26 protein-coding genes and 1 pseudogene are annotated in these 23,665 nt (G+C 56.6%); 24 read left to right on the top strand and 3 right to left on the bottom strand.

Annotation, left to right across the window (positions count from 1 at the left end):
* The 4 genes from CYR52_RS10500 to CYR52_RS10485 form a co-directional block, all read left to right on the top strand.
* Positions 1-451, top strand: a 451-nt coding sequence (locus CYR52_RS10500; RefSeq protein ID WP_101828535.1) for a restriction endonuclease, incomplete at its 5' end; no start/stop codon positions are given.
* A 10-nt stretch (positions 452-461) separates the two neighbouring features.
* Positions 462-950 (top strand): hypothetical protein, encoded by a 489-nt coding sequence (locus CYR52_RS10495; RefSeq protein ID WP_006785964.1) that lies wholly within the window; start codon positions 462-464, stop codon positions 948-950.
* The gene (gene traD, locus CYR52_RS10490; RefSeq protein WP_006785965.1) at positions 943-3,042 is read left to right on the top strand and encodes a type IV conjugative transfer system coupling protein TraD; all 2,100 of its coding nucleotides are present in this window, start codon (positions 943-945) and stop codon (positions 3,040-3,042) included. Before CYR52_RS10495 ends, traD begins: the two co-directional genes overlap by 8 nt.
* The gene (locus tag CYR52_RS10485) at positions 3,035-3,793 is read left to right on the top strand and encodes a TIGR03747 family integrating conjugative element membrane protein (protein WP_006785966.1); all 759 of its coding nucleotides are present in this window, start codon (positions 3,035-3,037) and stop codon (positions 3,791-3,793) included. Before traD ends, CYR52_RS10485 begins: the two co-directional genes overlap by 8 nt.
* 90 nt (positions 3,794-3,883) lie before the next feature.
* Here CYR52_RS10485 and CYR52_RS10480 read toward each other — a convergent pair whose 3' ends face one another.
* Entirely contained in the window at positions 3,884-4,231 is a 348-nt protein-coding gene (locus CYR52_RS10480) for an FxLYD domain-containing protein (RefSeq protein WP_016808262.1), read from the bottom strand.
* A 184-nt stretch (positions 4,232-4,415) separates the two neighbouring features.
* On the opposite strand from CYR52_RS10480, the gene CYR52_RS10475 reads away from it, so the two are divergent.
* Genes CYR52_RS10475 through CYR52_RS10425 form a run of 11 tightly spaced genes read left to right on the top strand, consistent with a single transcriptional unit; the run spans position 4,416 to position 12,912 of the window.
* Entirely contained in the window at positions 4,416-4,763 is a 348-nt protein-coding gene (locus tag CYR52_RS10475) for an integrative conjugative element protein, RAQPRD family (protein WP_006785967.1), read from the top strand.
* Entirely contained in the window at positions 4,763-5,005 is a 243-nt protein-coding gene (locus tag CYR52_RS10470; protein ID WP_003029734.1) for a TIGR03758 family integrating conjugative element protein, read from the top strand. The genes CYR52_RS10475 and CYR52_RS10470 overlap by 1 nt, the downstream gene beginning before the upstream one ends.
* 35 nt (positions 5,006-5,040) lie before the next feature.
* A complete protein-coding gene (locus tag CYR52_RS10465) occupies positions 5,041-5,427 on the top strand; it encodes a TIGR03745 family integrating conjugative element membrane protein (protein WP_006785968.1) in 387 nt (128 codons plus the stop codon).
* Positions 5,428-5,439: 12 nt separating this feature from the next.
* The gene (locus CYR52_RS10460) at positions 5,440-5,796 is read left to right on the top strand and encodes a TIGR03750 family conjugal transfer protein (RefSeq protein ID WP_004115534.1); all 357 of its coding nucleotides are present in this window, start codon (positions 5,440-5,442) and stop codon (positions 5,794-5,796) included.
* On the top strand, positions 5,793-6,452 hold the full coding sequence (locus tag CYR52_RS10455) for a PFL_4703 family integrating conjugative element protein (RefSeq protein ID WP_004115533.1): 660 nt from the start codon (positions 5,793-5,795) through the stop codon (positions 6,450-6,452). The genes CYR52_RS10460 and CYR52_RS10455 overlap by 4 nt, the downstream gene beginning before the upstream one ends.
* On the top strand, positions 6,452-7,402 hold the full coding sequence (locus CYR52_RS10450; protein ID WP_006785972.1) for a TIGR03749 family integrating conjugative element protein: 951 nt from the start codon (positions 6,452-6,454) through the stop codon (positions 7,400-7,402). Before CYR52_RS10455 ends, CYR52_RS10450 begins: the two co-directional genes overlap by 1 nt.
* Positions 7,392-8,891 (top strand): TIGR03752 family integrating conjugative element protein, encoded by a 1,500-nt coding sequence (locus CYR52_RS10445; protein WP_006785974.1) that lies wholly within the window; start codon positions 7,392-7,394, stop codon positions 8,889-8,891. Before CYR52_RS10450 ends, CYR52_RS10445 begins: the two co-directional genes overlap by 11 nt.
* Positions 8,875-9,270, top strand: coding sequence for a hypothetical protein (locus tag CYR52_RS10440; protein ID WP_020899223.1), 396 nt, complete (start codon positions 8,875-8,877; stop codon positions 9,268-9,270). Before CYR52_RS10445 ends, CYR52_RS10440 begins: the two co-directional genes overlap by 17 nt.
* A complete protein-coding gene (locus CYR52_RS10435) occupies positions 9,270-9,680 on the top strand; it encodes a TIGR03751 family conjugal transfer lipoprotein (RefSeq protein ID WP_006785978.1) in 411 nt (136 codons plus the stop codon). The genes CYR52_RS10440 and CYR52_RS10435 overlap by 1 nt, the downstream gene beginning before the upstream one ends.
* Positions 9,680-12,538 carry a conjugative transfer ATPase gene (locus CYR52_RS10430; RefSeq protein WP_072926971.1) on the top strand — a complete coding sequence of 953 codons (2,859 nt, stop codon included), beginning with the start codon at positions 9,680-9,682 and terminating at the stop codon, positions 12,536-12,538. Before CYR52_RS10435 ends, CYR52_RS10430 begins: the two co-directional genes overlap by 1 nt.
* Complete coding sequence (locus tag CYR52_RS10425; RefSeq protein ID WP_004115528.1) at positions 12,535-12,912, top strand: hypothetical protein; 378 nt, start codon at positions 12,535-12,537, stop codon at positions 12,910-12,912. Before CYR52_RS10430 ends, CYR52_RS10425 begins: the two co-directional genes overlap by 4 nt.
* 112 nt (positions 12,913-13,024) lie before the next feature.
* Here CYR52_RS10425 and CYR52_RS10420 read toward each other — a convergent pair whose 3' ends face one another.
* Positions 13,025-13,570: a hypothetical protein gene (locus CYR52_RS10420; protein ID WP_223151192.1), complete on the bottom strand. Its 546-nt coding sequence runs from the start codon at positions 13,568-13,570 to the stop codon at positions 13,025-13,027.
* A gap of 336 nt (positions 13,571-13,906) precedes the next feature.
* On the opposite strand from CYR52_RS10420, the gene CYR52_RS10415 reads away from it, so the two are divergent.
* From CYR52_RS10415 to CYR52_RS10375, 9 genes and pseudogenes are all read left to right on the top strand, one after another.
* A complete protein-coding gene (locus CYR52_RS10415) occupies positions 13,907-14,305 on the top strand; it encodes a TIGR03757 family integrating conjugative element protein (protein ID WP_006785980.1) in 399 nt (132 codons plus the stop codon).
* A complete protein-coding gene (locus tag CYR52_RS10410) occupies positions 14,302-15,294 on the top strand; it encodes a TIGR03756 family integrating conjugative element protein (protein WP_020899220.1) in 993 nt (330 codons plus the stop codon). The genes CYR52_RS10415 and CYR52_RS10410 overlap by 4 nt, the downstream gene beginning before the upstream one ends.
* Positions 15,294-16,769 carry an integrating conjugative element protein gene (locus tag CYR52_RS10405; RefSeq protein ID WP_020899219.1) on the top strand — a complete coding sequence of 492 codons (1,476 nt, stop codon included), beginning with the start codon at positions 15,294-15,296 and terminating at the stop codon, positions 16,767-16,769. The genes CYR52_RS10410 and CYR52_RS10405 overlap by 1 nt, the downstream gene beginning before the upstream one ends.
* A 10-nt stretch (positions 16,770-16,779) precedes the next feature.
* On the top strand, positions 16,780-17,118 hold the full coding sequence (locus CYR52_RS10400) for a hypothetical protein (protein WP_020899218.1): 339 nt from the start codon (positions 16,780-16,782) through the stop codon (positions 17,116-17,118).
* Between the two features lie 2 nt (positions 17,119-17,120).
* Positions 17,121-18,641 (top strand): conjugal transfer protein TraG N-terminal domain-containing protein, encoded by a 1,521-nt coding sequence (locus tag CYR52_RS10395; protein ID WP_006785984.1) that lies wholly within the window; start codon positions 17,121-17,123, stop codon positions 18,639-18,641.
* 686 nt (positions 18,642-19,327) lie between these two features.
* A complete protein-coding gene (gene umuD / locus CYR52_RS10390) occupies positions 19,328-19,765 on the top strand; it encodes a translesion error-prone DNA polymerase V autoproteolytic subunit (RefSeq protein ID WP_029376740.1) in 438 nt (145 codons plus the stop codon).
* Positions 19,766-19,767: 2 nt separating this feature from the next.
* Positions 19,768-19,995, top strand: a pseudogene (locus tag CYR52_RS10385) (Y-family DNA polymerase); the annotation flags it as partial.
* Positions 19,996-20,080: 85 nt separating this feature from the next.
* Positions 20,081-21,058, top strand: coding sequence for a tyrosine-type recombinase/integrase (locus CYR52_RS10380; RefSeq protein WP_023202702.1), 978 nt, complete (start codon positions 20,081-20,083; stop codon positions 21,056-21,058).
* On the top strand, positions 21,058-23,184 hold the full coding sequence (locus tag CYR52_RS10375; protein WP_006785987.1) for a tyrosine-type recombinase/integrase: 2,127 nt from the start codon (positions 21,058-21,060) through the stop codon (positions 23,182-23,184). Before CYR52_RS10380 ends, CYR52_RS10375 begins: the two co-directional genes overlap by 1 nt.
* Before the next feature lie 129 nt (positions 23,185-23,313).
* Here CYR52_RS10375 and CYR52_RS10370 read toward each other — a convergent pair whose 3' ends face one another.
* On the bottom strand, positions 23,314-23,613 hold the full coding sequence (locus tag CYR52_RS10370) for a DUF305 domain-containing protein (RefSeq protein WP_006785988.1): 300 nt from the start codon (positions 23,611-23,613) through the stop codon (positions 23,314-23,316).
* Positions 23,614-23,665 lie beyond the last annotated feature (52 nt).

The raw sequence follows: 23,665 nt of genomic DNA, 5'->3' as shown, positions 1-23,665 counted from the left end.
CCGCCGTCACCGGCGATACCGGGCAACGGCGGGGCGGGTACTGGATAAACTGACCCGCCTGCCGGGAGACGGGCAGCGTCTGAGCTATCTGCGCAAAGTCAGTCCCTATGTCTTTGAAGAGCTGTTGCTCTCTGCCTTTGAACGCCAGGGGCTGACCGTGGTGCGCAATGCCTCCTACAGCGGTGACGGCGGCCTTGATGGTCAGGTCATCATTGACGGTGAGCACTGGCTTATCCAGGCCAAACGGTACAGTCGTGCTGTTTCCCCCGCACATGTTGAGGACTTCGACCGGCTTCTCCTGCAGTCCGGCCGCCGGGGGCTGTTTATCCACACGGGCCGTACCGGAAAAATGAGCCGCACCATTCGCACGGCGTCACCGCGTCTGCGCATCATCAGCGGGCAACGCCTGCTGGCCATTCTCGCCGGTCAGGACGTCCGGCAGTATCTCTGAGGAATCTTTTATGCACATCTTCCTGAACAGCCTGCGTTACGCGTTGTGGCTTGTGTTCTGTTTATTCCGTCATGCCGTTTTCGTGCCTGCCGCTTTCGGCGGTGTCTACCTGCTCGCCTGGCTTGTTTTCGGCCATCCGGTCAGTGACCTGAACGACCAGTTGCAGAAGGAGGCAACGGCATGGCGCACCGCGCCGCCCGGACATTACATGTGGGAGGAATGCCCGGCGCCTGATAATGCGGCTCCGCCTGATGCAAAGCCGGCAGCCTGTACCGTCACTGCCGTCTCCACAGAAACCGCGGCGAACAATTACCTGCTGTCATTGCGGGCTGTATGGATCATTTTTTTCATCCTGTCGAATGTTCTGTATGTGCTCTGGCGCTTACTGGCGGATGCCCTGCGTTACCACTCCCTTTCCTGCAGGGAAGCCGGTGCCGGGAGGGGAACGTATATCCGTATAGCCGACGGTAAAATTATAAAGGAGGCAGACGATGAGTAACCGTTACGTCATTGAGGCCCTGCTGCGTCCGGCCGTTGAGCTGAATACCGCCGTGGTATCGGGCATGGCGGCGTATGTCTGTGTGCAGGCACCCTGGGCTGTCGCTCTGGCTCCGTCTGTCAGCTATGTCACCGCAGCCGGGTTTGCGGCGCTGGCCGTCACCCGCACGCATCAGGGGATGAAGATTATTCGCTACCGCCGGAATCTCCGCCGCCTGCCGCGCTATGTCATGAGTACTAAACAGATCCCCGTCAGTCATCGTCGCCTGTTTCTAGGCCGGGGGTTCCGCTGGACGCAGAAACACACCCAGCGGCTGCAGGATACGTTGCGCCCTGAAGTGGCCCGTTACCTGCAGCCAAACCGCTTTTACCTGGGGGCGCGTCAGCTCGAAATGATGACAGAGCACCGTCTGCCCTGGCTGGGTAAGCTGCTGAGTGCCGATACGCCGCTGAACCCGGTGCGGCCATTACCACCGGTGGGCGGCAATCCGGCGCTGCACGGCATCGAGCCCGACGAAAAAGACGTCACCCTGGCTCTGGGGGAGCGCGTTGGCCATACGGTGGTGTACGGCACCACGCGCGTCGGGAAGACCCGGCTGGCAGAGCTGCTGGTCACCCAGGATATCCGGCGGGGTGAAGTCACCATCGTGTTTGATCCGAAAGGCGACGCAGACCTGATGAAACGCGTCTGGGCAGAGGCCCACCGGGCCGGACGCGGGGACAAGCTGTATATTTTTCATCTTGGCTGGCCTGAAATTTCAGCCCGTTATAATGCCGTCGGGCGTTTTGGTCGCGTGTCAGAGGTGGCGTCCCGCGTGGCCGGTCAGCTGTCGGGTGAGGGGAACAGCGCGGCATTTCGCGAATTTGCCTGGCGGTTCGTCAACATCATCGCCCGTGCGCTGGTCGCCCTGGGTGAGCGCCCTGACTACACGCTGATCATGCGCTACGTGAACAATATCGCCGATCTCTATATCCGCTATGCGGAAAAAATCATCCAGGCGCAGCTGCCGGCTCTGCAGACGCAGATTGAGAATAATCAGCAGGTGCTGGGAGAGGACGACGTGCCCCGTAACATGCAGGGTCAGCCGGATGCCTTACGTATCTGGGCCATTGAGGTTGCCCTGAGTTCAGAAGAGGGTAAAAAACTCTATGATCCCATCCTTGACGGGCTGCGGTCAGCGGTACGTTATGACCGTACTTACTTTGACAAAATCGTGGCGTCGCTGCTGCCGCTGCTGGAAAAACTGACCACCGGCAAGACCGCCGAGCTGCTGTCGCCGGATTATCAGGACATTGACGACACGCGGCCGATTTTTGACTGGGAACAGATCATCCGTAAAAAAGCCGTGGTGTATGTGGGGCTCGATGCGCTCAGTGACAGTGAAGTGGCGAGCGCGGTCGGTAACTCCATGTTCGCCGATCTGGTGAGTGTGGCCGGGCACATTTATAAACACGGTATCAATGCGGGCCTGCCGGGCGGGAAAGAAGGGAAGTCCCTGATTAACCTGCACTGCGATGAGTTTAACGAGCTGATGGGGTATGAGTTTATTCCTCTCATCAACAAAGGGGGCGGTGCCGGCATGCAGGTGACGGCCTATACCCAGACGTCTTCTGATATTGAGGCACGCATCGGGAATGCGGCCAAGACGGCCCAGGTACAGGGTAACTTTAACAACCTGATTATGCTGCGCGTCAGGGAGAACCGCACCGCCGAGTTGCTGACCACGCAGCTGCCGCAGGTGGAGATTTACACCAAAACGCTGGTCTCCGGGCACCAGGACACGGCGGATGTCAATGCAGACCAGGACTTCACCTCAAGCACCCAGGACCGCGTCGGGACGGTAAAAGTCCCACTACTGGAGCCGGCCGATATCGTGACGCTACCAAAAGGGCAGGCGTTTGCCCTGCTGGAAGGAGGGCAACTGTGGAAAATCCGCATGCCGCTGCCTGCCGGGGATGCTGATGATGTGCTGATGCCGGAAAGTATTGAGAAAATAGCGGAGGAGATGCGGCGCAGCTATCACAGCGGCGAATCCTGGTGGCGGGACGGCCCGGCCCTGAACGTGCCGGTCACAGGAGGGGCGAATGGCTGAGGTAAAACGTCCCCCACAGCAGCAGACGCTGCCGGAACGCAAGCACGGCATTCTGTATAATCTGCTCTGGGGCTGGCCATGGGCCCTGGTGGGCGTGGTGCTGTCCTCGCTGCTGCTGAGCCTGCTGATTGAATATATCGGCATCGCCTTCTTCTGGCCGGAAGCCGGGGCGGCGCACAGTGAAGCGGTCATGAACACCGAGCTGGGGTGGCTGTCCACAGAGTTCACCCGCAGCCTGCTGCTGTCTGAGCCATCGGTGACGGTTGTGCGCTGGGTTAGCACCGCGTATCAGTGGGCCTTTGTGGACAGTGGCTTCCTTGACTGGGTCCGGCAGCAGTATGCGCACCAGATGCACAGTGACAATGCAGTCACGCGGGAAATCAACAGCTGGAGCGGCTGGCTTGCCGGCTACCTGCGTGAATACCTGCTGGCCACGGTATGGATAAGCATTATCACACTGGTACGCGTCACCATCCTGGTGCTGTCCGTCCCGCTGTTTGTGCTGGTCGTGGTGGTGGCCCTGGTTGAGGGGCTGGGGCGGCGTGATCTGCGGCGTTACGGGGCGGGGTATGAAAGTTCTTTTGTCTATCACCATGCCAAGAAACTGGTCAAACCGGCAGCCGTGGTGCCCGCCATGCTGTACCTTTCCTGGCCCACTGCAGTCTACCCCAATCTGCTGTTGTTGCCGGCGGCTGTCCTGTTGGGTATCGCCGTGACCGTGACCACTGCCTCATTCAAGAAGTATCTTTAAATCAGGGCTGGACGGAGGCGTGCAAAACTTGTTTTGCGCGCCTGCCGTCAGCAGACAAGCCATGAAACCACTGTTACTGGCGCGTCAGTGTCAGTTATTAAATACCGTCAGTTCTGTCACTTTGAAGCTGTCTGGCTTGTTGGTTATGCTGTCGTAGGGTGCCTGTAGCTTCCATTGCTGACCCGGCTCCAGATTTTCAGCCATCGCTGCCGTATTTCCTATTACTGCCCCATTCTGAAGCAAGTTGAATTTGACAATTACAGTCTTCACAGGCCCACCTGACACGTTTGTTCCCGTGCCTTCAATTTGCTGCAAACCATTTGCTGCTGTGGCGAAATGCAGGTCTGAAAGTTGGACTTTGCCAGTACCGTCGGCCGCAAGAACAGGGCCGGTAATCAGTGCAGTGATTAACGTGGCCTTCAGAACAGTCTTCATCATTTTCATTTTCCCTCTGTTTACCGTTGAGTTTTCTTAATATCACAATGAACCTTTATTTACAGCTAAACCTGCCACCGGCACTGACCTGCAATTAATTTTGAAATTCCTGTTTAGGGTTTATCGCTGACCCGACGCTCCCTCTTCCGCATCCTGTCCGCACCCCTTAATCCTTCTGGAGGTGCGTATGAACTCAAATCGTCCGGCCATGCGGCGCAACCGTCGTGTCCCGGGCATCACTGGCCTGGTATTGCTGACCTTTCTGGCATCAGCTGCTGCACAGGCATCCGAGAAAGACGAGCTTGCGTCTGTTCAGCGTCAGCTGGACCAGGTTCAGGCGTCGCTTGAACGGGCCCGCGTGGCGGCTGCACAGGCCGACCCGGCTGACCGTGGCCGCTTTTTCTTTGATTACCGTCAGGCCACATCCGATCTCAACACCATCCGCAGCGGCATTGACCGCTATCTGGAGCCCTCCCGCGCGCAACCGCGTGACCCGTCTTATGTGGCCGGTAATTACCGGCGGGAGCGGCCCTGATGCCCATGACATCCGAACAAACGAACGCGTTTAAAGCCGGCTCCGGCAGTCTTGATGTGAACATCCTTCATCTGCTCTGCATCGGGGCACTGCTGGCATTTCTTTTTTTATGGGCCGCGTGGGCGCTGTCGGATGTCTGGACCGGCTGGAGTAACACCAAAGTGCGGGACGCGGCCCTGGGGCGTTTTGCCGTCCGCACCGTGCTGCTGTTGCTTGTGTGTATCTGGATGTTTGCCAGTTAACCCGATTATGAACGTTAAGTCAGGAGATGAATTCCATGCACCATTCTGAGTCTGTTGTTGCCCGCCTGCGCCGTCTCGCCAGTCGTACGCTGACCCGCGCCGGTACGCTTGCCCTCCTGGGCTGGCTCACCTGCAAACCGGCCTTTGCGGACTTGCCAAGCGTTGAAGCGCCTGAATCCGGAGGCGGAAGCGGGCTGTCCGGACAAATCAAGGGCTACCTGCAGGACGGCATTGTTATCGGGGGGCTGGTCGTGGCGGCCGTTGCCTTTATCAACGTTGCCATTGCCGCCCTGCACACCTTCACCGAAGTCCGCAATGAGAAAGCCACCTGGACCAAATTCGGGGCCATTGTGGTGGTGGGTGTGGTGCTGCTGGTTGCCGTTATCTGGCTGCTCGGCAAGTCTGCCGACATTCTGTTGTAGGAGCCTGCGACGATGCAGACCATTCGTTTTTTACCTGACCGTCTCAACAGTGAGCCCGTGGTATTTCGCGGGTTTACCACCCATGAGATGGGGCTGGCAGCCCTTGCCGGCGCGGGTGCGGGTCTGCTCCTGTCACTGCCGTTTATCCCGCTTGCCGGCTGGGTTGTCGTTCCCACCGGCCTGCTGGTCATGCCGCTGCTGCTCGTCTGGTTCGGCGGCCGCTGGATGGCCAGGCTCAAGCGCGGTAAGCCCGAGAACTGGCTCTGGCAGCGACTGGAGACGAAAAAACGCCGGCTGGGGATGGGCAATCCGAAACTGATTGTGGATGCCCGGGGCTGGTCAGTGAAACGTAACAGGAGAGCCTCATGAGCCGTTTTCGCCATGCGGTAAAAGACCGCGACCAGCATATTCAGACGCTGCGCATCGCCTGCGCCGTGCTTGCCTTTTTCCTTTTATTCACCTGTGCAGGCTGGATGCTGGCACCCAGCAAGCTGACCGTGCATAACCCGCCGGATTTACGTACCGGCAGCACGCGGCCCTGGTGGGAAGTGCCGCCCCCGACGGTCTACTCCTTTGCGTTCTACATTTTTCAGCAGCTCAATGCCTGGCCGAAAAACGGCGAGGTGGATTATTCCGCCAAAATCAATGCGCTGTCGCCGTATCTGACGCCGTCCTGTCAGGATTTCCTGAAAGCGGATGCAAAGAAACGCGGTGACGCCGGGGAGCTCACCGACCGCGTGCGCGTGGTGTATGAAGTGCCTGGTCGCGGTTACCAGTCACAGAGCGTGACCGTACAGGATCGCGATCACTGGATTGCCCGCCTGGACGTGGTGGCCGACGAATATTTCCATGCCGAGCCGGTCAAACGCGCCCTGGTACGTTACCCGCTTAAAGTGGTGCGCTGGGAAGGTGATGCGGAGCGCAACCCGTTCGGGCTGGCGCTGGACTGTTATGCCGGTGTGCCCCAGCGTCTGGAGGCGGCACCGCCTGCACCTAAACCGGAGAAGTCAGGAGTGTTTCAGTGATGAGTAAAAACCCCCACTACCGCGCCGGGCTGATGGCGCTGTCCTTCGCCCTGCTGCCCCTGGCAATGCTGGTATCACGTCCTGCCGGCGCAGATGAGCTGATGAAATGGGAGCGTATTCCGCTGCAGATCCCCCTGAAGGTGGGGCAGGAGCGGGTGGTCTTTGTGGACAAAAACGTCCGCGTCGGTTTTCCGCCGGCGCTTAACGGTAAACTCCGGGTGCAGAGCACCGGGGGAGCCGTCTACCTGAAAGCCGACAGCGCCTTTCCGCAGACGCGGGTGCAGCTGCAGGATGTGGAAAGCGGCGAGGTTCTGCTGTTTGATATCGCCGCCGGTGAAAAAGGGCCGACTGAGCCGGTGCGGCTGGTCTACAGCGGTGATGTCAGCACGCTGAGTCACGCCGGCGATGCGGCCGGTCAGCCAGGTGGTGCAGACCGGGCTGCTTCCGGATCAGGCTCATCTGCTCCCACCGGCAGCGATGATGGTACTCAGGCAAAGCGTAAAAAAATCCGCTACAGCGCCCCCATCCCGGTGCTGCTGACCCGATATGCCGCTCAGAGCCTTTATGCTCCGGCACGTACGGTCGAGGCGGTCCCGGGTATTCATCCGGTCAATCCTCATCTGCCCCGACGTGTCAGCACGCTGTATCCCTCTGAACCATTAACGGTCACGCCGCTGGCTGGCTGGGGTGTGGCAAACCGCAGCGTGGTGGCACTCAGGCTCACGAACACCGGCAGCCGTAAGGTCGTTCTGGATCCACGCTCGCTGCAGGGACAGTTTGTGTCCGCCACCTTCCAGCACCGCTGGGTCGGTCCGGCCGGCACGCCTGAAGACACCACCACGGTGTATGTGGTGACCGCCGGTCGTCCGGAGAGCGCATTCATTGCTGAGCCGTCTGCACTGCGTAAAGCGACCCGCACGGTAAAACAGGAGGCCCGCCATGCAGATTAAATCTAATGCCCTGGTGAAGTTTATCGTGCCGGCCGTGGTGATTGCCGGGCTGGCCGTGGGGCTCAAAAGCTGCAAAAACGAACCGGCAGAACAACCTCAGGCAAAACAAAGCGGCTCCCTGAAAAACCTCTCGCCGGATGAACTGAAGGCGCTGGGGGTGGAAGGCGACACGCCGGAGGACACCCTGCGCACGCTCATCGGCCGGCTGAACGATGTGCGTGACCGCCAGAAAACGCTGGATAAGCAGAACGCGGATTTGGTGAAAGAAAACGAACGGTTGCGCCGGCGCAATCAGGACGTTTCAGGACAGGTGAATGAGGCCGTTAATGGCCTGCGCGAGCAGTACGACAAGCGGCAGGCTCAGCTTCAGAACGAACAACTGAGCCTGACGGCGAAAATCCAGGAGCTGACTGACAAACTCAAAAAGCCTGACAGCGAGAAAAAAACGGCGGACAGCGATATCCCGCTGGGGCTGGGACTGGACGGCATGGGCAGCAGCACCGGGGGGAGCGCTTCTCAGGGCAGTGACGGCATGATGTGGGTCGCGCCGACGGACCAGAAAGAGACGGATCCGCGGGATGCGGCCAGCGGCAAAGCCTCACCTCAGTTCCCGACCTCTTTTCTGGGGGAAAATGAGCTGACCCGCCAGAAAGCCGCCTATGAGCAGAAAGTGAAGGGACGGACGAATGAAAAAGGGGCGGAAGAGAGCGCCGAGCCGGTTTACACGCTGCCGGAAAATTCCACGCTGGTCGGCAGCCGCGCCATGACGGCACTGCTTGGCCGGGTGCCCATCAACGGCACCGTGACCGATCCTTATCCGTTCAAGGTGCTTATCGGTAAGGATAACCTGACGGCGAACGGCATCGAGTTACCGGACGTCGAAGGGGCGATTGTTTCGGGGACGGCCAGCGGCGACTGGACGCTGTCCTGCGTGCGCGGGCAGGTTAACAGCGTCACCTTTGTTTTTTCCGACGGTACGGTGCGCACCCTCCCCAGACCCGACACCAGTAACAACGCCGGCGGGCAAAATAATAACGCTCAGGCTAAACAGGATACCGGCACCAGTGGCGGTATCGGTTGGATTTCGGATGAAAACGGGATCCCGTGCATTGGCGGCGAACGTAAGTCCAACGCCTCCACCTACCTGCCCACCATCTTTGGCCTGTCGGCTGCCGGTGCGGCGGGTGAAGCGATGAGCCAGGGGCAGTACACGACGCAGAACAACGTGAATGGCATTTCCGCCACCATGACCGGCGACGCCGGACAGGCGGCGCTGGGGAAAGCCATTTCCGGCGGCATGTCTGAAACCACCGACTGGATCAAACAGCGTTACGGGATGACGTTTGATGCCATTTATGTGCCGCCCGGTGCCCGTCTCGCCGTGCATATCACCCGTCAGCTGGCCATTGATTATGAAGATAAGGGCCGTAAGGTGCGCTACGACTTCACCCTGCCGGGTGGCGTCAGTGACAATGGCGGACTGGACTGAGTACACGGCCATGGCGGGACAGATAACGTTTTTCCCTCTTTCATCCGTGTGCTGGATGTTCAGCGACGGGGCAGGCTGGCATATTGACGTGATCCCTGCGTCTTCTGCGGTTCTGTTGCTGCGACCCGTCGCGCTGTTGCCTGCCGGCGCACCTTTACTGCGCTGGCGCAATGGCCAGCTTTTACTGGATATCGGCAGGTTCTCCCTGCCGCTCAGTGCCCGGGAGTGTGCCGTTTCGTGGCGCAGCCCGAAAATCCCGCGCCGGCTTTACTGCCCGCGTATGACATTACGGGAGCTGGGGCACCTGCTGAATGTCAGTGCGTTCGTTTTTATCTGCGGCGGTTACGATCCGGCCGCCTCACAAAGGAGATACCGGTAATGTACAGAACGGTTTTCATTCTGGCCCTGAGCTGTGTAATGCTCAGCGGCTGCTCAACCTCCAAAGAGGAAATGCTGCCGGCGGGCGATAACACCATGCTTGAACTGTGGAACGGGGCGGACGGTGGCGGCAGTACTTCCCGCCAGTCTGCGGCGGCCCGCGACACGCTGCGACGCCCGCTGACGGGCAGCGAAACGCAGGCGGACGCGCAGGCCGACCGCAGCTACAGCCGTACTCAGGAAAGCGAAATCACCCAGCAGTTTCCCCGGCTGCCCAACCCCGACATGGTGATGTACCTGTATCCCCATCTGGCAGACGGTAACACGCCGGTGCCGGGTTACAGCACTGTGTTCCCGTTCTACAGCCAGACGCAGTATGCCATGCCTGGCGAGCGCACGGAGGCCCTGTAATGCTTTCACTGTTTACGCGTAATAAATCCACCGACCGGCAGACGCCGGTTGATGACGGCCAGTCCGTTCAGGCAGATGAAACCCTGACCGCGGCCGTGAAGGGCCGGCAACCTCTGAAGCGCCCCGGGAAAATGACGCGCCAGGATGAGGAGAAGGTTTATCACGCCAATCCGTCCATCATTGACTTTTTGCCCTGGGCAGAATTTCTCGATGAAGAGCAGTGTCTCCTGCTTGATGACGGCGTGTCGGTGGGGGCCGTTTATGATGTGACACCGGTGGCGACCGAAGGGCGAACCGAAGAGCGCCTGGAGCAGATCCGGGACTCGGTTGAGGATGCACTTCAGGACAGCTTTGATGAACATGACGTGAATCCCTGGGTCGTGCAGTTCTTCTGCCAGGACGAGGACGACACTGACGCGTACCTGGACAGGCTGCGCGGGTATGTCAAACCACATGCACAGCGCACGGCGTTTACCGACGCCTGGCTGGGTGAAATGGAGCGCCATATCCGCAGTATCTCCCGGCCTGAGGGACTTTTTACTGACTCGCTGATTACCGGCCAGCCGTGGCGCGGGCAGCAGCGCCGCACCCGGATGGTTGTTTATCGCTGGCTTGGTAAAAGCCGGGATCCGATGCCGCCGGTGGCGATGCTCAATCAGGTGTGTGACCGGGTCGTTAATGCCCTGGGCGGGGCGGGGATCCGCTGCACCCGGCAGAACGGCCTGCAGGTGCATGGCTGGCTGCTGCGGCTGTTCAATCCGTCACCGGACTGGGTGGAGAAAACCACGCTCTATCGGCAGGCTGCTTACGCAGACCCGCGCGAGACACCTGAAGGCACCGTGCCGGTCAGCAATGATTTTGCCGAAACCCTGTGGTTCACGCCGCCGGTTTCAGACCCGGAAAACGGCGTGTGGTGGATTGACAACAAGCCGCACTGCGCGGTGGCGGTGGAAAAACTGCGTACACCGCCGGAGCCGGGCACCCTGACCGGCGAGAAAAGCCGGGGTGAAAAGAAAATTAATGCCCTGATGGATATGTTTCCGGAAGGGACCATGGTGTGCATGACCGTGATGGTACAGCCCCAGGACCGGCTTGAAGAGCAGTTTAACCGGCTGTCGAAAAATGCGGTCGGTGAGAATACCGAGTCGGGCCGCGTCCGCCAGGATGTGAAGACGGTCAAAGAGTATCTGGGCAACCGGCACAAGCTGTACCGGGCGGGGATCACCTTCTTGCTGCGCGGCGACGACATGACCAGCCTGAAGCGCAAGCGGCTGGAGCTGTCCACCGTATTGCTAGGGGCCGGTCTGCAGCCGGTACGGCCGGAGTTTGAAGAAGGTCCGCTGAACAGCTGGCTGCGGGCGCTGCCGATGTGCTTTAACCCGGACAGCGACAAAAAACACTGGTATACCCGTCTGACATGGGTTCAGCACCTGGCAGGACTTTTGCCGGTAACCGGGCGGGAAACCGGCACGGGGCATCCCGGCTTCAGCTTTTTCAACCGCGGCGGGGATACCCTTACATTCGATCCGCTCAACAAGCTCGACCGCACCCAGAACGCGCATCTGCTGTTGTTCGGCCCGACCGGGGCGGGCAAGTCGGCCACGCTGTGTGCCGCGCTCTCCCAGCTGATGGCCGTCCATCGTCCGCGGCTGTTTATTGCGGAGGCCGGCAACTCGTTCGGCCTGCTGGCCGACTTCTTTGACAGCCTCGGGCTGACGGTGAATAAAATCAGCGTCAAACCCGGAAGCGGCGTCAGTCTGCCGCCGTTTGCTGATGCTCACAAACTGGTGGAAGAAGGCCTGGCCGCCCAGGCCGTGGATGAGAGCGACCTGCCTGATATCGACACGGACGACGATGGCGAGGATGACAAGCGTGACGTTCTCGGTGAAATGGAAATCTCCGCGCGCATGATGATCACCGGCGGCGACCCGAAAGAAGAGGCTGACCTTAAGCGTGCCGACAGGGCGATGATACGTGAGGCGCTGCTGATGGCGGCACATGCCACGTATAAGGAAGGGCGGCAGATGCTGCCGTCTGACCTGCAGAAGGCGCTGTACGACATTGCCTCTGACAACGATGAGGGCGTCATCAATGTCCGCAATGCTCAGCGCAAGGCGAAAGCGGCGGAAATGGCGGAATCCCTGGGCATGTTCACTCAGGCCGGGAGCTTTGAAGCGGAGCTGTTCAACCGCGAAGGGGAGCTGTGGCCGGAAGCGGACGTGACGCTGGTCGACCTGGGGCATCTGGCGCGTGAGGGTTACGAGGCGCAGATGGCCCTGACCATGGTCTCGATGACCAACATGATCAACAACATCGCGGAGCGTGACCAGTTCCTGGGCCGGGATATTGTCTTCACGGTGGATGAGGCGCATATCGTGACGGTCAACCCGCTGCTGTCGCCCTACATGACGAAGGTGGTCAAGATGTGGCGTAAGCTCGGTGCCTGGCTGTGGCTGGCCACCCAGAACCTTAAAGACTACCCGGATATTGCCGAAAAAATGCTGAACATGGCGGAATGGTGGATTTGTCTGACCATGCCCCCGGAGGAGGTCAAAGATATCAGCCGTTTCCGCGCGCTCACGCCGGAGCAGGAATCGGTGCTGCTTTCCGCCAGTAAACTGTCGGGGTGTTATACGGAAGGCGTGGTGCTGGCGAAACGGATCGAAGCGCTGTTTCGTGCCGTGCCGCCCAGTCTCTTCCTGGCACTGGGCATGACGGAAAAAGAAGAGAAAGCCGAACGCCGGGCGCTGATGAATGAATTTCACTGCAGCGAACTCGAGGCGGCAAAACGCGTCGCGCAGAATCTGGACCGTCTGCGCGGTCTGACGGATAAACAACAGGAGCCTGCCACGGTATGATGACACTGAAGTACCCTGAACCCGCCATTCATGAGCACAGTGGCGGTGCGCTTTTCACCCTGTCGCCTCAGGGGGAGCCCGGCGTGCTCCCGGCGACACATCAGCATCTGGTGAGGCTGCGGGCGATGCTCAGGCAGCGCCTGACCGGGCCGGTCAAAATGACGTGTCACCCGCACCGGGTGGGACTCAGCAGCAGCGTGGCCATCTATCTTGAGGGAAAGCTGAAGCAGGCGGTGAATATTCTTATCACCGTGACGGGACAGACGAGCTGGCCGCAGGAAGAGGAGTATGCGCATCCGCGCTGGTATATCACGGTGCCGGATTCGGCTGACCTGGTGTATCTGATGCTGTGGATTAACGGGCTTGACGTATAACTACAGACTTGCCTTCACCAGGGGCATGATTACAAAAAGAAAATAACAATATTGCATACCGGCCCTCAGGGCCGGTTTTTTGCTAAGTAACGTCATAAAATTGACTACGAGGTCAAGAAGATTTCCTTCGCATAACCTTCTTAACGCATTCACTTATAAATCCTTTTTGCTGATGGGAAATATCCATGAACATTGATTCACCTTCCATTTTGAAAGGTAAAACTCCTCCCTCGTATGCAAACCCTGTTTTGTTTAGAGGATAAAATAGCGCAATCCTATACTCTGCTTCATGAGAAAATATATTTGGTTTAAAAAAAACAAGTTCTTCAGGAGTGAAGCTGTCTGGTGCCGTTCCTGGATGATAATAGATCACATCTTTCCCTTTAATTTCAGTACCCGGGAATCTGTGGTCTAAAAGAGAAAGTCTTTCTTGGAGGAGATCAACGTCGAATGCGATGCAGATATCAGCTTTAAAAGCAGCATAGAGTTCTGGCTCATCTTGCCGATTACTCAAACATATACAATAACAATGACGAGGCGATAGCGTAAACATGGGATCTGCAGTCATATCGTCAGGGTTAAGGGTGCGCCCATTAATTTTTATAGCAACTTGATAACGATCCGGAGTGAAAATTTTTTCCATTTCATTATCGCGCATTTTTTCGTTTTCCATGCGTGAATAATGCGTCAGGTCACACAGTCGTATCGGAGCTTCGTCGCGGATAACGGGGCCAAGAATCTTCTCCTTTCCATACAGATACCTGATATTCATCATCACCTCTGGCAATTTAGTTGAATGATTACAGATTAGTACTTTATGCCGGGTTTAACCGTCTGTAGTTATATCATTAGCTAAATGGTTGTGATCATTTCCTACTGCAAAAGCTACAGATTCGCTGATTAATTTTTTTGTTCGGGTATAGAATTTAATGCGGCTTTTTTGAACGGCCACGGGCACGCTGTCAGGCGATTCAGTCTGACGGAGCCCCGATTCATGAAACTGACCTCACTTGTTTTCCTGCCGGCTCTGCTGCCGGCATCCGTACTGGCCGGCACGGTCGTCTTCACCGACAGTCAGCATCTGCCGGCAAATCTGCCGCCGGACGTGCCGGTGGTACTTCTTGATGGTCCTGACCAACTGCAGGCCGAGATGTTCGGGGAACTGCCTGCAGACCCGCAGCAGGCCGAAGCACAGGTCAGGCAGGTTATGGCATCATCTGCCTGGCAACAAAAACAGCTGCAGCTGAATGATTCCTATCGCCAGGTGGTCCGGGCCTGGGAACTGGGCATTAAAAAAGTGCCGGCCGTGGTGTTTGATGACCGCGATGTGGTGTACGGCACCACGGATGTTGACGTGGCCACTTCCCTGCGTAACCGGGGGGGTGGTCAGTGAATACAAAACCTTCCCGCATCAGAACCACAGTGTGCTCGCTGGCGGTTGCCACGGTACTGGGTACGGCAACCGCGCCGGCAGCTGTTGCAGCACTTAACACGGCGCAGATTATTGCCAGCGCCGTATCGCAAAACTGTATCAGCTGGCGTGTCAGTGGCATCTGTTACTGGCTGTTCTGCACCCCCTTTGGCTGCAAGGTGCGCACGTCGGTCAAAGTCACCCACTTCATTCCTCAGGCAGTCGTTTCGACCTATGTCGCGCCGGGCGGCAACCCGTGGCAGGAAATGGCGTTTGTCAGCCAGACCGCCGGCGGGCTGGAAAGTGCCGTAACCAGCGGGCTTTCCGGTGTTTCTGCCGGAGGAGCCAATCCGGCAGACATGAAAAATCCCGGCCAGCGCAAGTCCGCCGTGCGTTTCAAGTATGCCGATGCGATTGGCCACCCGGCCACCTCCCTGATTGGCGGCAGTATTCCGGGCTATTCCTGTGATACCGCAGCCACCCCGTTAATGCCTTACTTCCTGAGTACGCTGGATTCGGCGGCCTGGCGCACGGGCGTACCGGAGTCCCTGTATCCGGAAGCGCTTGTGCCCGGCCAGCGGGAAATCGGCAGTCAGGCAGCAGCCAATATGTGGGGCAACATCTATCCCCGTTCGGGGTTTATCAGCCAGACCGATGATGACAAAGCCTCTGCCGTGGTGGCGCAGCGTGTGGCAGACATTATCACCCGCGCCGGGCAGCCCCATGTTTATCAGGTGCTCCAGGGCAGCCATCATGACGGGTACTGGCCACCGGGCGAAGTCACGGAAAACACCGGCACGCGCAATCACAAATGGCAGCGGCTGGCTCCCCACATGACTCAGTCATGTGCCGTCTTCCCGGACGGGAGCTATACCGCCGCGAGCGATAACAATGAAGCCTTTGCGTTCTGGCAGCCCTACAGCTGCTGCAAAAAGCGCGGGCAGAAATTTTTGGGCAGCACTGATATCTGATGAGGAAAACCGTGAAAAAAACACCTTCATTTTCAGCCGTTCGCTTAAGCCTGCTGCTGACCGGCTCACTGCTGACTGTCCTCCCGGGCGCGCACGCGGCCGATGATGACAATACCATCCTGGGCATGTCCCTGCCGCAGGTGAACAACAGCGCCATCGGTTACGGCAAGTCCGTCGATGGTGCGGTGTCGGACAAACTGTTCTACACCCTCGGCGGCGGCTCGGTCATTTCCCAGCCGGCCACGCGCGGCAATATGCAGAAGCTGGGGCTGAATACCGGCTGGAGCAGTGACCTGATGTGCGGCAATTTTGATCTGAAAACCACAGTCGGCAACCAGCTCAACGGCGTCACATCAGGCTTTAAAAACCTGATGGGCGACGTGATTCAGGGGGCCACCGGCGCGGTGGCCAGTCTGCCGGCGATGGTCATTCAGCGGGCTAACCCCGGTCTGTATGACATGCTCACCAACGGCGTGCTTCAGGCCAATGTGTCATTCGACAAGGCGCAACTCAACTGCCAGAACATGGCGAAAAAAATGATGGACTTCAGCGACAGCAGTAACTGGACGCAGCAGGCCATGATGGATGAGTACAAATCCATCGTAAACAGCGGTGATGCTGACGCAGTTCGTGTTGATGACGCAGGTCGCAAGGCCAGCGGCGCGTCAGGTAGTAACTGGGTTGGCGGCCAAAAACGTGGGGGGGCGGGGCAGCCCGCGATACGTGTCACCCATGACCTTGTCGCTGCCGGCTACAACATGATGAACGGTCTGCCCGTCACGTCTGATTCGACCGTGGGCGAAAGCAGCTGTAACGGTGGCGCATGCTCTAAATTCGGCAGCGCGGAAGAGGCGGCGGCCATGACCGTGAAGGTGCTGGGCGATCGCTCGATGCGCACCTGTGCCAACGCGAGTGAATGTACCAGCGGTGATGCGGATGACCAGCCCGGTACGACCGTTGCCGGCACCGGTTTTGCCCCACTGCTGGAAGAGGCAACCAAAGCCAACGCTGAGCAGCTGGTCAGGCTCGTCAACGGTACGGAAAAGCCCACGGCCGCGAATCTGGCGAAGCTGAAAACTGGCGGACTGCCGGTGACGGCCGGCGTGATTAAAGCCCTGCAGCGTGATCCGGATAACGCGGCCCTAACCGCCCGCCTTGCAGGCGAACTGGCCATGTCTGACACGGTGGAAACGGCGCTGCTGATGCGTCGCATGATGGTTACCGGTATGTCGGAGCCGAATGCCGCTGCCCAGCCAAAGGCCATTGATACCGCCGGCCAGCGCATTGAGGCGCTGGATCGGGAAATCGCGGCGCTGAAAAACGAGATGGAGATGAAGCGCGAACTGTCACGTAATTCTGTGCTGACCATTATCGACAGGGAGAATCAGCGCGTCGAAACCAACCCGCAGACCCAGTCCGATGACAATACCGACAGTCGCTTCAACCAGATGGCAGCGCCGCAGTCGGCTGAATGAGGGAATAAGGATGCGTAATAAAACGACTGTCAGGAAAGTCTTGACCCGTGCCGGCTTCTTCCTCGCCTGTATGGCGCTGTTCATGGTGGTCTCACTGATGATGGCTGACACCGCCATGAAACATCCGACTGAAGCTGCTGCATTCCGGAGCTGGATGCAGTCGACGCGTTACGGCTGGCTGATGTGGCGACTGGCGCTGTATGCGCTTGTTGCCTGGGGCCTCTGGAAAATCCGGCATGCGCCGGGTTTTCGGGAGGCATACCGGCGGCCGCTGCTGCGCATCAGTGTGGTCAGTGTGCTTTTTATCGCGTTGTGTGAGTACGCGATGTTTACCGGTCCGGGAGCCTGACGATGACAACAAACAGCTATCTTGAGTATTTTCTCACGCTGCTCGGCTGGGTGATCAATAACGGCCTGTGGAATGTCCTGCTGAGCACCGGGCTTTTTGTCCTGCCGCTGGCGTTTAAGGTGGTGGGGATCTGGCTCAAAGTCCGTGAAGAGGGGGAGGATGAAGGCAACAAGGGGATGCTGTCGCTGCCTCGTATCGAGAACGCGCTGTATGCCGGATTCCTGGTGATGATTGCCTGCTGCGTACCGCTGATTAATGTCAGCCTCAGTACGATGCAGTACGACACAACCCGGGCAAAGAGCTGTGGTGTGTGGACGCCAAAAGCGCCGGATGAAAGCGGGTATGCCGGCGTGGTCACCAGTCTCAACGACCAGACGGCCGCAGCACCGGTGTGGTGGGTGCTGATTCATAAACTCTCGAAAGGGGTAACCCAGGCGGCCGTGGCGACCATTCCCTGCCGCCCTGACATGCGGCAGATCCGCTTTGAAGTGCAGCATACGCGTATCGACAACAAAGCGCTGGCGCAGGAACTGCAGGACTTCACCAACGACTGCTATTCGGTTGCGCTGTATCTGTGGAAGCAACAGGATCAGGGCCAGACAAAGGACAAAACTACGCTGCGTGATATCGAATGGATTGGCAGCAGTACATTCCTGAGCCGGTACTATCCTTCGTTGCAGTCCAAACTGCCCCGGGCTGCGTTCCCATGGTCTGACAGCCGGGACAGTGGCCGGCCCAATACCGGAAGAGGAGGCTATCCCACCTGCAGCGAGTGGTGGAGCAGTACGGACACAGGACTGAAAGCGCGGGTGAAAGATCAGGCCGACCCCGATATGTGGCTGCGTATCTCGGCCGCAATGAAAATGTCAGGCTTTAACGACAGTGACTATCAGGAAGCCGTCATCCGTCGTCTGGTAAGCCCGGAAAGCCTGACTGTCTCACAGAATGGTCACGTGTATGCCGGCTATGGCGGCAATGCCGATTTTACCCTGGATAATGCCGCGGCGCGCGTGGCCTCCATTGGCGGTACGGCCCTCGGCAGTCTGGCCGCGTTCCCGGCGTTCGATGCGATGCGACAGGCGCTGCCAATGGTGCAGGCCATCCTGCTGATGGCAATATATGTCATGCTGCCGCTGATCCTGGCATTTGCGGCCTACGAATTCAAAACCGTTATTACGCTGACCTTTGTGATGTTTGCTCTTAACTTCCTGACATTCTGGTGGGAACTGGCGCGCTGGCTCGACAGCTGGCTGTTAACCGCGTTGTACAGTTCGGATACACACAGTCGGTTCAATATGGCGGGACTGCAGAACAGCTCAGATGACCTTATTATGAATCTGGTTATGGGCACTATGTTTCTGGTACTTCCTGCTGTTTGGTTAGGGGCATTATCATGGGCAGGAGTTACCATCGGGAATGCTTTAAGCTCAGCATATCAGCAAGGAACAGCAAAAGCTGAAAGCTCTGGAGGTAAGTTGGGAGAGGCTGGAGCTAATGCTGTTGCAAATAAAGCTATGAAGTAAGCGTAAATTGTCACAAATGAGTAAGGGGGAGCCCTTACTCATCCTCGTTAACCATACGCCCTGCAGCGTCGTACCATCCCCATCCATGCTGGCCATCACGATATTTTCCATAACCTGGCTGCTCTTCCATAAAGTTCTCACATGGTGCATTTTCACTTTCGGAGAGATGTTTTCTATGAGGTGAGAGCACGGCACTAATGAGAAACAATGATCCAAAAGTGAGGATTACAAAACATGCAATGGGTATCATTGGGATATGCCCACACCAAGACGGTAGACGATGAGTAGCCGCCCACGACACACACCGTTTATCCCAGTTTAATAGAGTAGTTCTGGCTCGTTTCCATATACCCGCAAAACGGACGCCACGATTCCAGGCGCGTTTCTCTTGAGACTGATACATCACCCCCTCCGAATTACGTGAATTCTAAAGGGACTATAGCGGAATTTTTGTGCAATTACGAACATCCATGATACCTGACTGAGAACACTAATTAATTCTTTAAAACTCATCAGGTTACTTTTTTCCAAATAGTTACAGCTTGTCATCGTTGAAAATGCATTATTATACTGTATTTATAAACAGTATAATTTGAGGGGGGCGAGTTATGCCAATTCCTTTAGAACAGACGATGTGTTGGGATAAAAGTTCGCAGAAAAATTCAGCAAACACACCGGTTTTGATGATGGCGGCGATAGCCAGACTTACAGGTAGCAATCCATCACTGGCATGTGTTCCTTTGTTTGGCGATGGGGTTTCATGTGGTTTCCCTTCTCCCGCTCAGGATTATGTTGAAAAGCGTCTTTCCCTGGATGACCTTTGTATCCGCTATCCAGAAAGTACTTACCTGGTGCGAGCAGAAGGGGATTCGATGCGTAACGCCGGTATCAGAGATGGAGATTTATTAATAGTTGAATGTATTCGTGAGGCCAAGCACGGTGATATTGTCATTGCAGCTGTAAATGGAGAGTTTACCTGTAAACGACTGCAGTTGTTGCCTTCTCCAGCCCTGTTGCCAGCTAATCCCGCATATTCAGCTATACCCCTGACTGACGACATCGAAACCGTTGTCTTCGGTGTGGTACGCCATCTTGTGCATTCATTCAAGTTTAGGGGCGCTTAGCAGTGTTCGCCCTAGTCGATGTTAACTCATTTTACGCTTCCTGCGAGACAGTTTTCAGACCAGATCTCCGTGGCAAACCTGTGGTGGTGCTGTCTAATAACGATGGCTGCATAATAGCCCGTTCCTCAGCAGCAAAATCACTTGGGTTAAAAATGGGCGATCCCTGGTTCAAGGTTGGTCGTGAGGCTGAGAAAAAGGGTGTTGTAGCATTTTCAAGTAATTACAGCTTATAGTAAGTTAAATGGAATGCAACATCTTCGGTATAAACTTTAATCAGTTGTTATGAACTGAAAGGGGAAGGCCGTGAACACTTCCATGCATTCCGCATCTGCTCTTCTGCTGACTGAGCAGTGGCTTACAATTCTTTCGAATTTAGGAAGAGCCAGCGCAACTATTAAAGCCTATCGAAGTGCCCTGACGCATTTTTTTGCCTTCTGTGAAATACACGACATTGCTCCTGAAAGAGCTTCCTTTGAAGACATTGCAGGATATATCCGACCTCAGCTCCCTGATATGCCGTCGTCCGTTGCAAGCGCCACGCTCCAGTTGCGCCTTTCAGCTCTTCGTCTCTGGTATGACTTTCTGGTTTATCAGGATATTTGCAGTCTCAACCCGTTACCCCGTTCGGGTTTGCCTGGTGCCATTTATACCGGACGCGGCCTGATCCCACGTATCAACCGACTCCCCGTTATTCCCGATGACGGGGAGTGGCTCAGGTTCCTGAAACACGTTTCTGCAGCGCCTCTGCGTGACCGACTGATGCTTGCTCTGGCTTATTATGGGGCGCTCCGACGTACTGAAGTGACGGCTCTGAGGCTTGAGGACATTGACCTGGCTCATCGCCTGATACGCATCCGGGCAGAAACGACGAAAAACAGACGGGAAAGAATGGTCTGCTATAGCGCCGACGTTGCGCCGGTACTGGCAAACCATTTTCAAAAGCTACGGCTGGAAGGCTGGTCAGGCGGTGCTTTGTTCCGTTCCGTCTCTGACCGTAATTACGGCGCTCCTCTCTCTTTCTGGAGCTGGAGTAAAACCGTACGGAAATGGGCGGCAGAGACTGATCAGCCAGACATCACCACGCATACTTTTCGTCACCTCCGGCTGACGCATCTGGCACGGGCCGGATGGAAACTGCATGAACTGGCTACTTATGCAGGGCACAGGGACCCACGTACAACACAAATTTATATTCATCTGTCGGGAACGGATATGGCTGCCCGCATGGCTGCTGCCGTCGCTGAAACCGACCGTAAGATTGCAGGGCTTATCTTTCAGGCGGGAGCCGTGTGATGAAAGCAGAAACAGGAATTCATAAAATTTATGTCCCCTTCAGGCGTTCAGATTATCAGCTGAATAATGTGTTAAGCATTGAAGAGCTTGAGGCATTAAGCACAGGGCACAAACGTATCTCTGCTTTGAGCAAGCAAGGTCCGCTGTCATCTTTACTGCGGCCACTTCAGGATATTGCCGCCCGCAGCGGTACGAGTGACAGACTCGTCAGGATTATCATTCCTGTCGTGCTGGCGGAAATACACCGGACAAGGAAACCCTGCTGGCTGTGGGATTCGGAAAAGTGGCTGACGTTGTGCCTGCAGCACCGTTCCGGCAGGCCCCTTATTGCGGCATTTGCCTTCCATCTTGGCCCGTTTCCCTCACCGTTCGACCTGCCGCATCATGGTGCTCCGTCGTTGTACGCCTGTGCCATCTATGGCCGGGACATTTTCATTCAGGAACTCAACCGGCTGACTGATACGCTTGTCTCGCTGGGATACAAACGACAGAACCAGAAAAACGCCCTGTCAGCCCTGCTGGGCATACTGATGATGATGAACAATAATCCTGAGCTTGAAAGCTTCACAACTGAACTCCTGTGGCGCGCGCAGAATTATCACGATCGGGGAATCGCACGAACAGTAGGCAGAGTTTCACATGCGCTGGCCGCAATGGGCATCCTCAAAAGTGCCGTACGTATGCGCAATTACCGTGAGTGGCACGAAAAACCCACAGAAAATATTGCCACAGAGTGGGTAACGTGGTGCCGGCGCTGGAGAGAAACGTCGGTGCTTCGGCCCCGGTCCAGAGAGAGCCAGTACAGCTTTATCCTCCGCTGCGGTCTGTGGCTCGCCCGCGAGCATCCGGAAATTCGCTCGCCGTCCGACTGGACAATGGAGATCTGCGCCAGCTTCATTGCTGCAATCGGAAGAATGAAGGTTGATGAACTTTCACTGGGTACAGAACGTGGGGTGCGCCGCTCTCCACGTTCCGGAGAGCCCATGCTGCCAAATTCCCGTGCCGGTTTCGTGTATGCCGTTCGTCGTTTTATGTTTGACTACGAACTCTGGGAATGGGGACGTCTGAAATTCAGTCCGGCCCGCCATCTCTCCACACCTGATACACCGCTCTTTCGTCAGGGCGTCAATCCGCGTGTTATTGATGATCCTGTATGGCTGAAACTGGTCTGGGCAAGCCTGAATCTGCGTCAGGAAGATTTGCTCAGTGAAATTCACTACCCCCTCTCTATGCTGCAGGCTATGGCAGTCATCTGGACGCATGCAGGGCTGCGTCAGAATGAGCTGATGCGCCTGACCGCTGGCTGCATCATTCCACAATCGGAAGATATTAACCGGGACGACGGCAGTACCATTCCTGCCGGGACTCTTTGCTATCTGAACGTGCCGGCCGGCAAGACATCTAAAGCCTTTGTTAAGCCGGTTTCTGCAGTGGTGAAAAAGTATGTCGATATCTGGCTGGCAGAACGACCAGAAGAACAGGCAGCTCTGACGGATGAACGCACCGGTGAAAAAGTCCGTTTTCTGTTTCAGTACCGGGGCAAACCGGTGGGAAGAGACATAATAAACCGCACCGTTATTCCGGTTCTCTGTGCCCGGGCAGGAGTGCCTGAGGAAGACAGCCGGGGCCCCATTACCAGCCACAGGGGACGCGCATCGGCCGTAACTGCCCTGGCCAGTGTTCCTCAGGGCATGTCTTTATACGAGCTGATGCAGTGGTCAGGACACTCTTCGCCGCAATCCACCATGCATTATATTCGAATACGCCCGACGCAGCTTGCTGCCTCTTTTGTTAAAGCTGACCGGGTAGCGCACATGATAAGCGTGCTGATTGATCATGACCCCGCAGCAACCAGCCTCACGGGACCTGCGACATATTATGATCTGGGCGACTCTTTCTGTACTAATCCCTTCTGGAGCAGTTGCCCGCACCGTATGGCATGCATCGGATGTGATTTTAATCTGCCAAAGAGAAGTGCAAGAGGACTGTTACTGGAAAGTAAGGCATCGGTAAAACATTATCTTGAAGAAGTGCCACTGACGCCCGATGAGAAAGAAGTAATAGAAGGTGATGTGGAAAAACTGAACGCCGCTCTTATGAAAACAGATATCCCACGTATTCTGTAGCAGGCCCTGACCGGAATTCACTTTATGTGTGTGAAGGACGGCGTAGTAAGGAGCTGCTACGCCGTAACGAAAGTAATAAAAAAGAGCTTATTTACTGAGCCATACTTCCATCTGCCGTATTTCTTCTTTCTAGGCGCTGATAATGCTTTCAGCCATCTTCCGCATTGCCGGTGATTTACCATAACGGAGTTCCGTTTCGGCCATGGCAATGGCTCCTTTGTGATGTTCAATCATGCTCCTGGCAAATGCCCTGTCTGCATCCGGGTCCTGTACGGCCTTTATCATTCCTTCGTGCATATTATTCATGCCGTCCATATAGGCCTCAGAAGACGGTGACATTCCGGCATGGTTTCCGTGTACTGCCTGCGCAGCCGTTGCCGGAAACACGACTGCGAGCATCAGCAATAAAATCATGTTACGCGGTTTCATACTCTCTTCCTTTATCGGAGTGCAGATTAGCGGCTATTTTCAGGTGCCTGTC

This window comes from Chimaeribacter arupi (assembly GCF_002858805.1).
GTDB lineage: Bacteria > Pseudomonadota > Gammaproteobacteria > Enterobacterales > Enterobacteriaceae > Chimaeribacter > Chimaeribacter arupi.
This window is presented reverse-complemented; position numbering and strand designations above follow the sequence as displayed.

What these genes read in the sequence shown, in the direction of transcription:
- CYR52_RS10495 (WP_006785964.1), top strand. Translation starts at nt 462, where the DNA reads ATGCACATCTTCCTGAACAGCCTGCGTTACGCGTTGTGGCTTGTGTTC.
- traD (WP_006785965.1), top strand. Translation starts at nt 943, where the DNA reads ATGAGTAACCGTTACGTCATTGAGGCCCTGCTGCGTCCGGCCGTTGAG.
- CYR52_RS10485 (WP_006785966.1), top strand. Translation starts at nt 3,035, where the DNA reads ATGGCTGAGGTAAAACGTCCCCCACAGCAGCAGACGCTGCCGGAACGC.
- CYR52_RS10480 (WP_016808262.1), bottom strand. Translation starts at nt 4,231, where the DNA reads ATGATGAAGACTGTTCTGAAGGCCACGTTAATCACTGCACTGATTACC.
- CYR52_RS10475 (WP_006785967.1), top strand. Translation starts at nt 4,416, where the DNA reads ATGAACTCAAATCGTCCGGCCATGCGGCGCAACCGTCGTGTCCCGGGC.
- CYR52_RS10470 (WP_003029734.1), top strand. Translation starts at nt 4,763, where the DNA reads ATGCCCATGACATCCGAACAAACGAACGCGTTTAAAGCCGGCTCCGGC.
- CYR52_RS10465 (WP_006785968.1), top strand. Translation starts at nt 5,041, where the DNA reads ATGCACCATTCTGAGTCTGTTGTTGCCCGCCTGCGCCGTCTCGCCAGT.
- CYR52_RS10460 (WP_004115534.1), top strand. Translation starts at nt 5,440, where the DNA reads ATGCAGACCATTCGTTTTTTACCTGACCGTCTCAACAGTGAGCCCGTG.
- CYR52_RS10455 (WP_004115533.1), top strand. Translation starts at nt 5,793, where the DNA reads ATGAGCCGTTTTCGCCATGCGGTAAAAGACCGCGACCAGCATATTCAG.
- CYR52_RS10450 (WP_006785972.1), top strand. Translation starts at nt 6,452, where the DNA reads ATGAGTAAAAACCCCCACTACCGCGCCGGGCTGATGGCGCTGTCCTTC.
- CYR52_RS10445 (WP_006785974.1), top strand. Translation starts at nt 7,392, where the DNA reads ATGCAGATTAAATCTAATGCCCTGGTGAAGTTTATCGTGCCGGCCGTG.
- CYR52_RS10440 (WP_020899223.1), top strand. Translation starts at nt 8,875, where the DNA reads ATGGCGGACTGGACTGAGTACACGGCCATGGCGGGACAGATAACGTTT.
- CYR52_RS10435 (WP_006785978.1), top strand. Translation starts at nt 9,270, where the DNA reads ATGTACAGAACGGTTTTCATTCTGGCCCTGAGCTGTGTAATGCTCAGC.
- CYR52_RS10430 (WP_072926971.1), top strand. Translation starts at nt 9,680, where the DNA reads ATGCTTTCACTGTTTACGCGTAATAAATCCACCGACCGGCAGACGCCG.
- CYR52_RS10425 (WP_004115528.1), top strand. Translation starts at nt 12,535, where the DNA reads ATGATGACACTGAAGTACCCTGAACCCGCCATTCATGAGCACAGTGGC.
- CYR52_RS10420 (WP_223151192.1), bottom strand. Translation starts at nt 13,570, where the DNA reads ATGCGCGATAATGAAATGGAAAAAATTTTCACTCCGGATCGTTATCAA.
- CYR52_RS10415 (WP_006785980.1), top strand. Translation starts at nt 13,907, where the DNA reads ATGAAACTGACCTCACTTGTTTTCCTGCCGGCTCTGCTGCCGGCATCC.
- CYR52_RS10405 (WP_020899219.1), top strand. Translation starts at nt 15,294, where the DNA reads ATGAGGAAAACCGTGAAAAAAACACCTTCATTTTCAGCCGTTCGCTTA.
- CYR52_RS10400 (WP_020899218.1), top strand. Translation starts at nt 16,780, where the DNA reads ATGCGTAATAAAACGACTGTCAGGAAAGTCTTGACCCGTGCCGGCTTC.
- CYR52_RS10395 (WP_006785984.1), top strand. Translation starts at nt 17,121, where the DNA reads ATGACAACAAACAGCTATCTTGAGTATTTTCTCACGCTGCTCGGCTGG.
- umuD (WP_029376740.1), top strand. Translation starts at nt 19,328, where the DNA reads ATGGCGGCGATAGCCAGACTTACAGGTAGCAATCCATCACTGGCATGT.
- CYR52_RS10380 (WP_023202702.1), top strand. Translation starts at nt 20,081, where the DNA reads ATGCATTCCGCATCTGCTCTTCTGCTGACTGAGCAGTGGCTTACAATT.
- CYR52_RS10375 (WP_006785987.1), top strand. Translation starts at nt 21,058, where the DNA reads ATGAAAGCAGAAACAGGAATTCATAAAATTTATGTCCCCTTCAGGCGT.
- CYR52_RS10370 (WP_006785988.1), bottom strand. Translation starts at nt 23,613, where the DNA reads ATGAAACCGCGTAACATGATTTTATTGCTGATGCTCGCAGTCGTGTTT.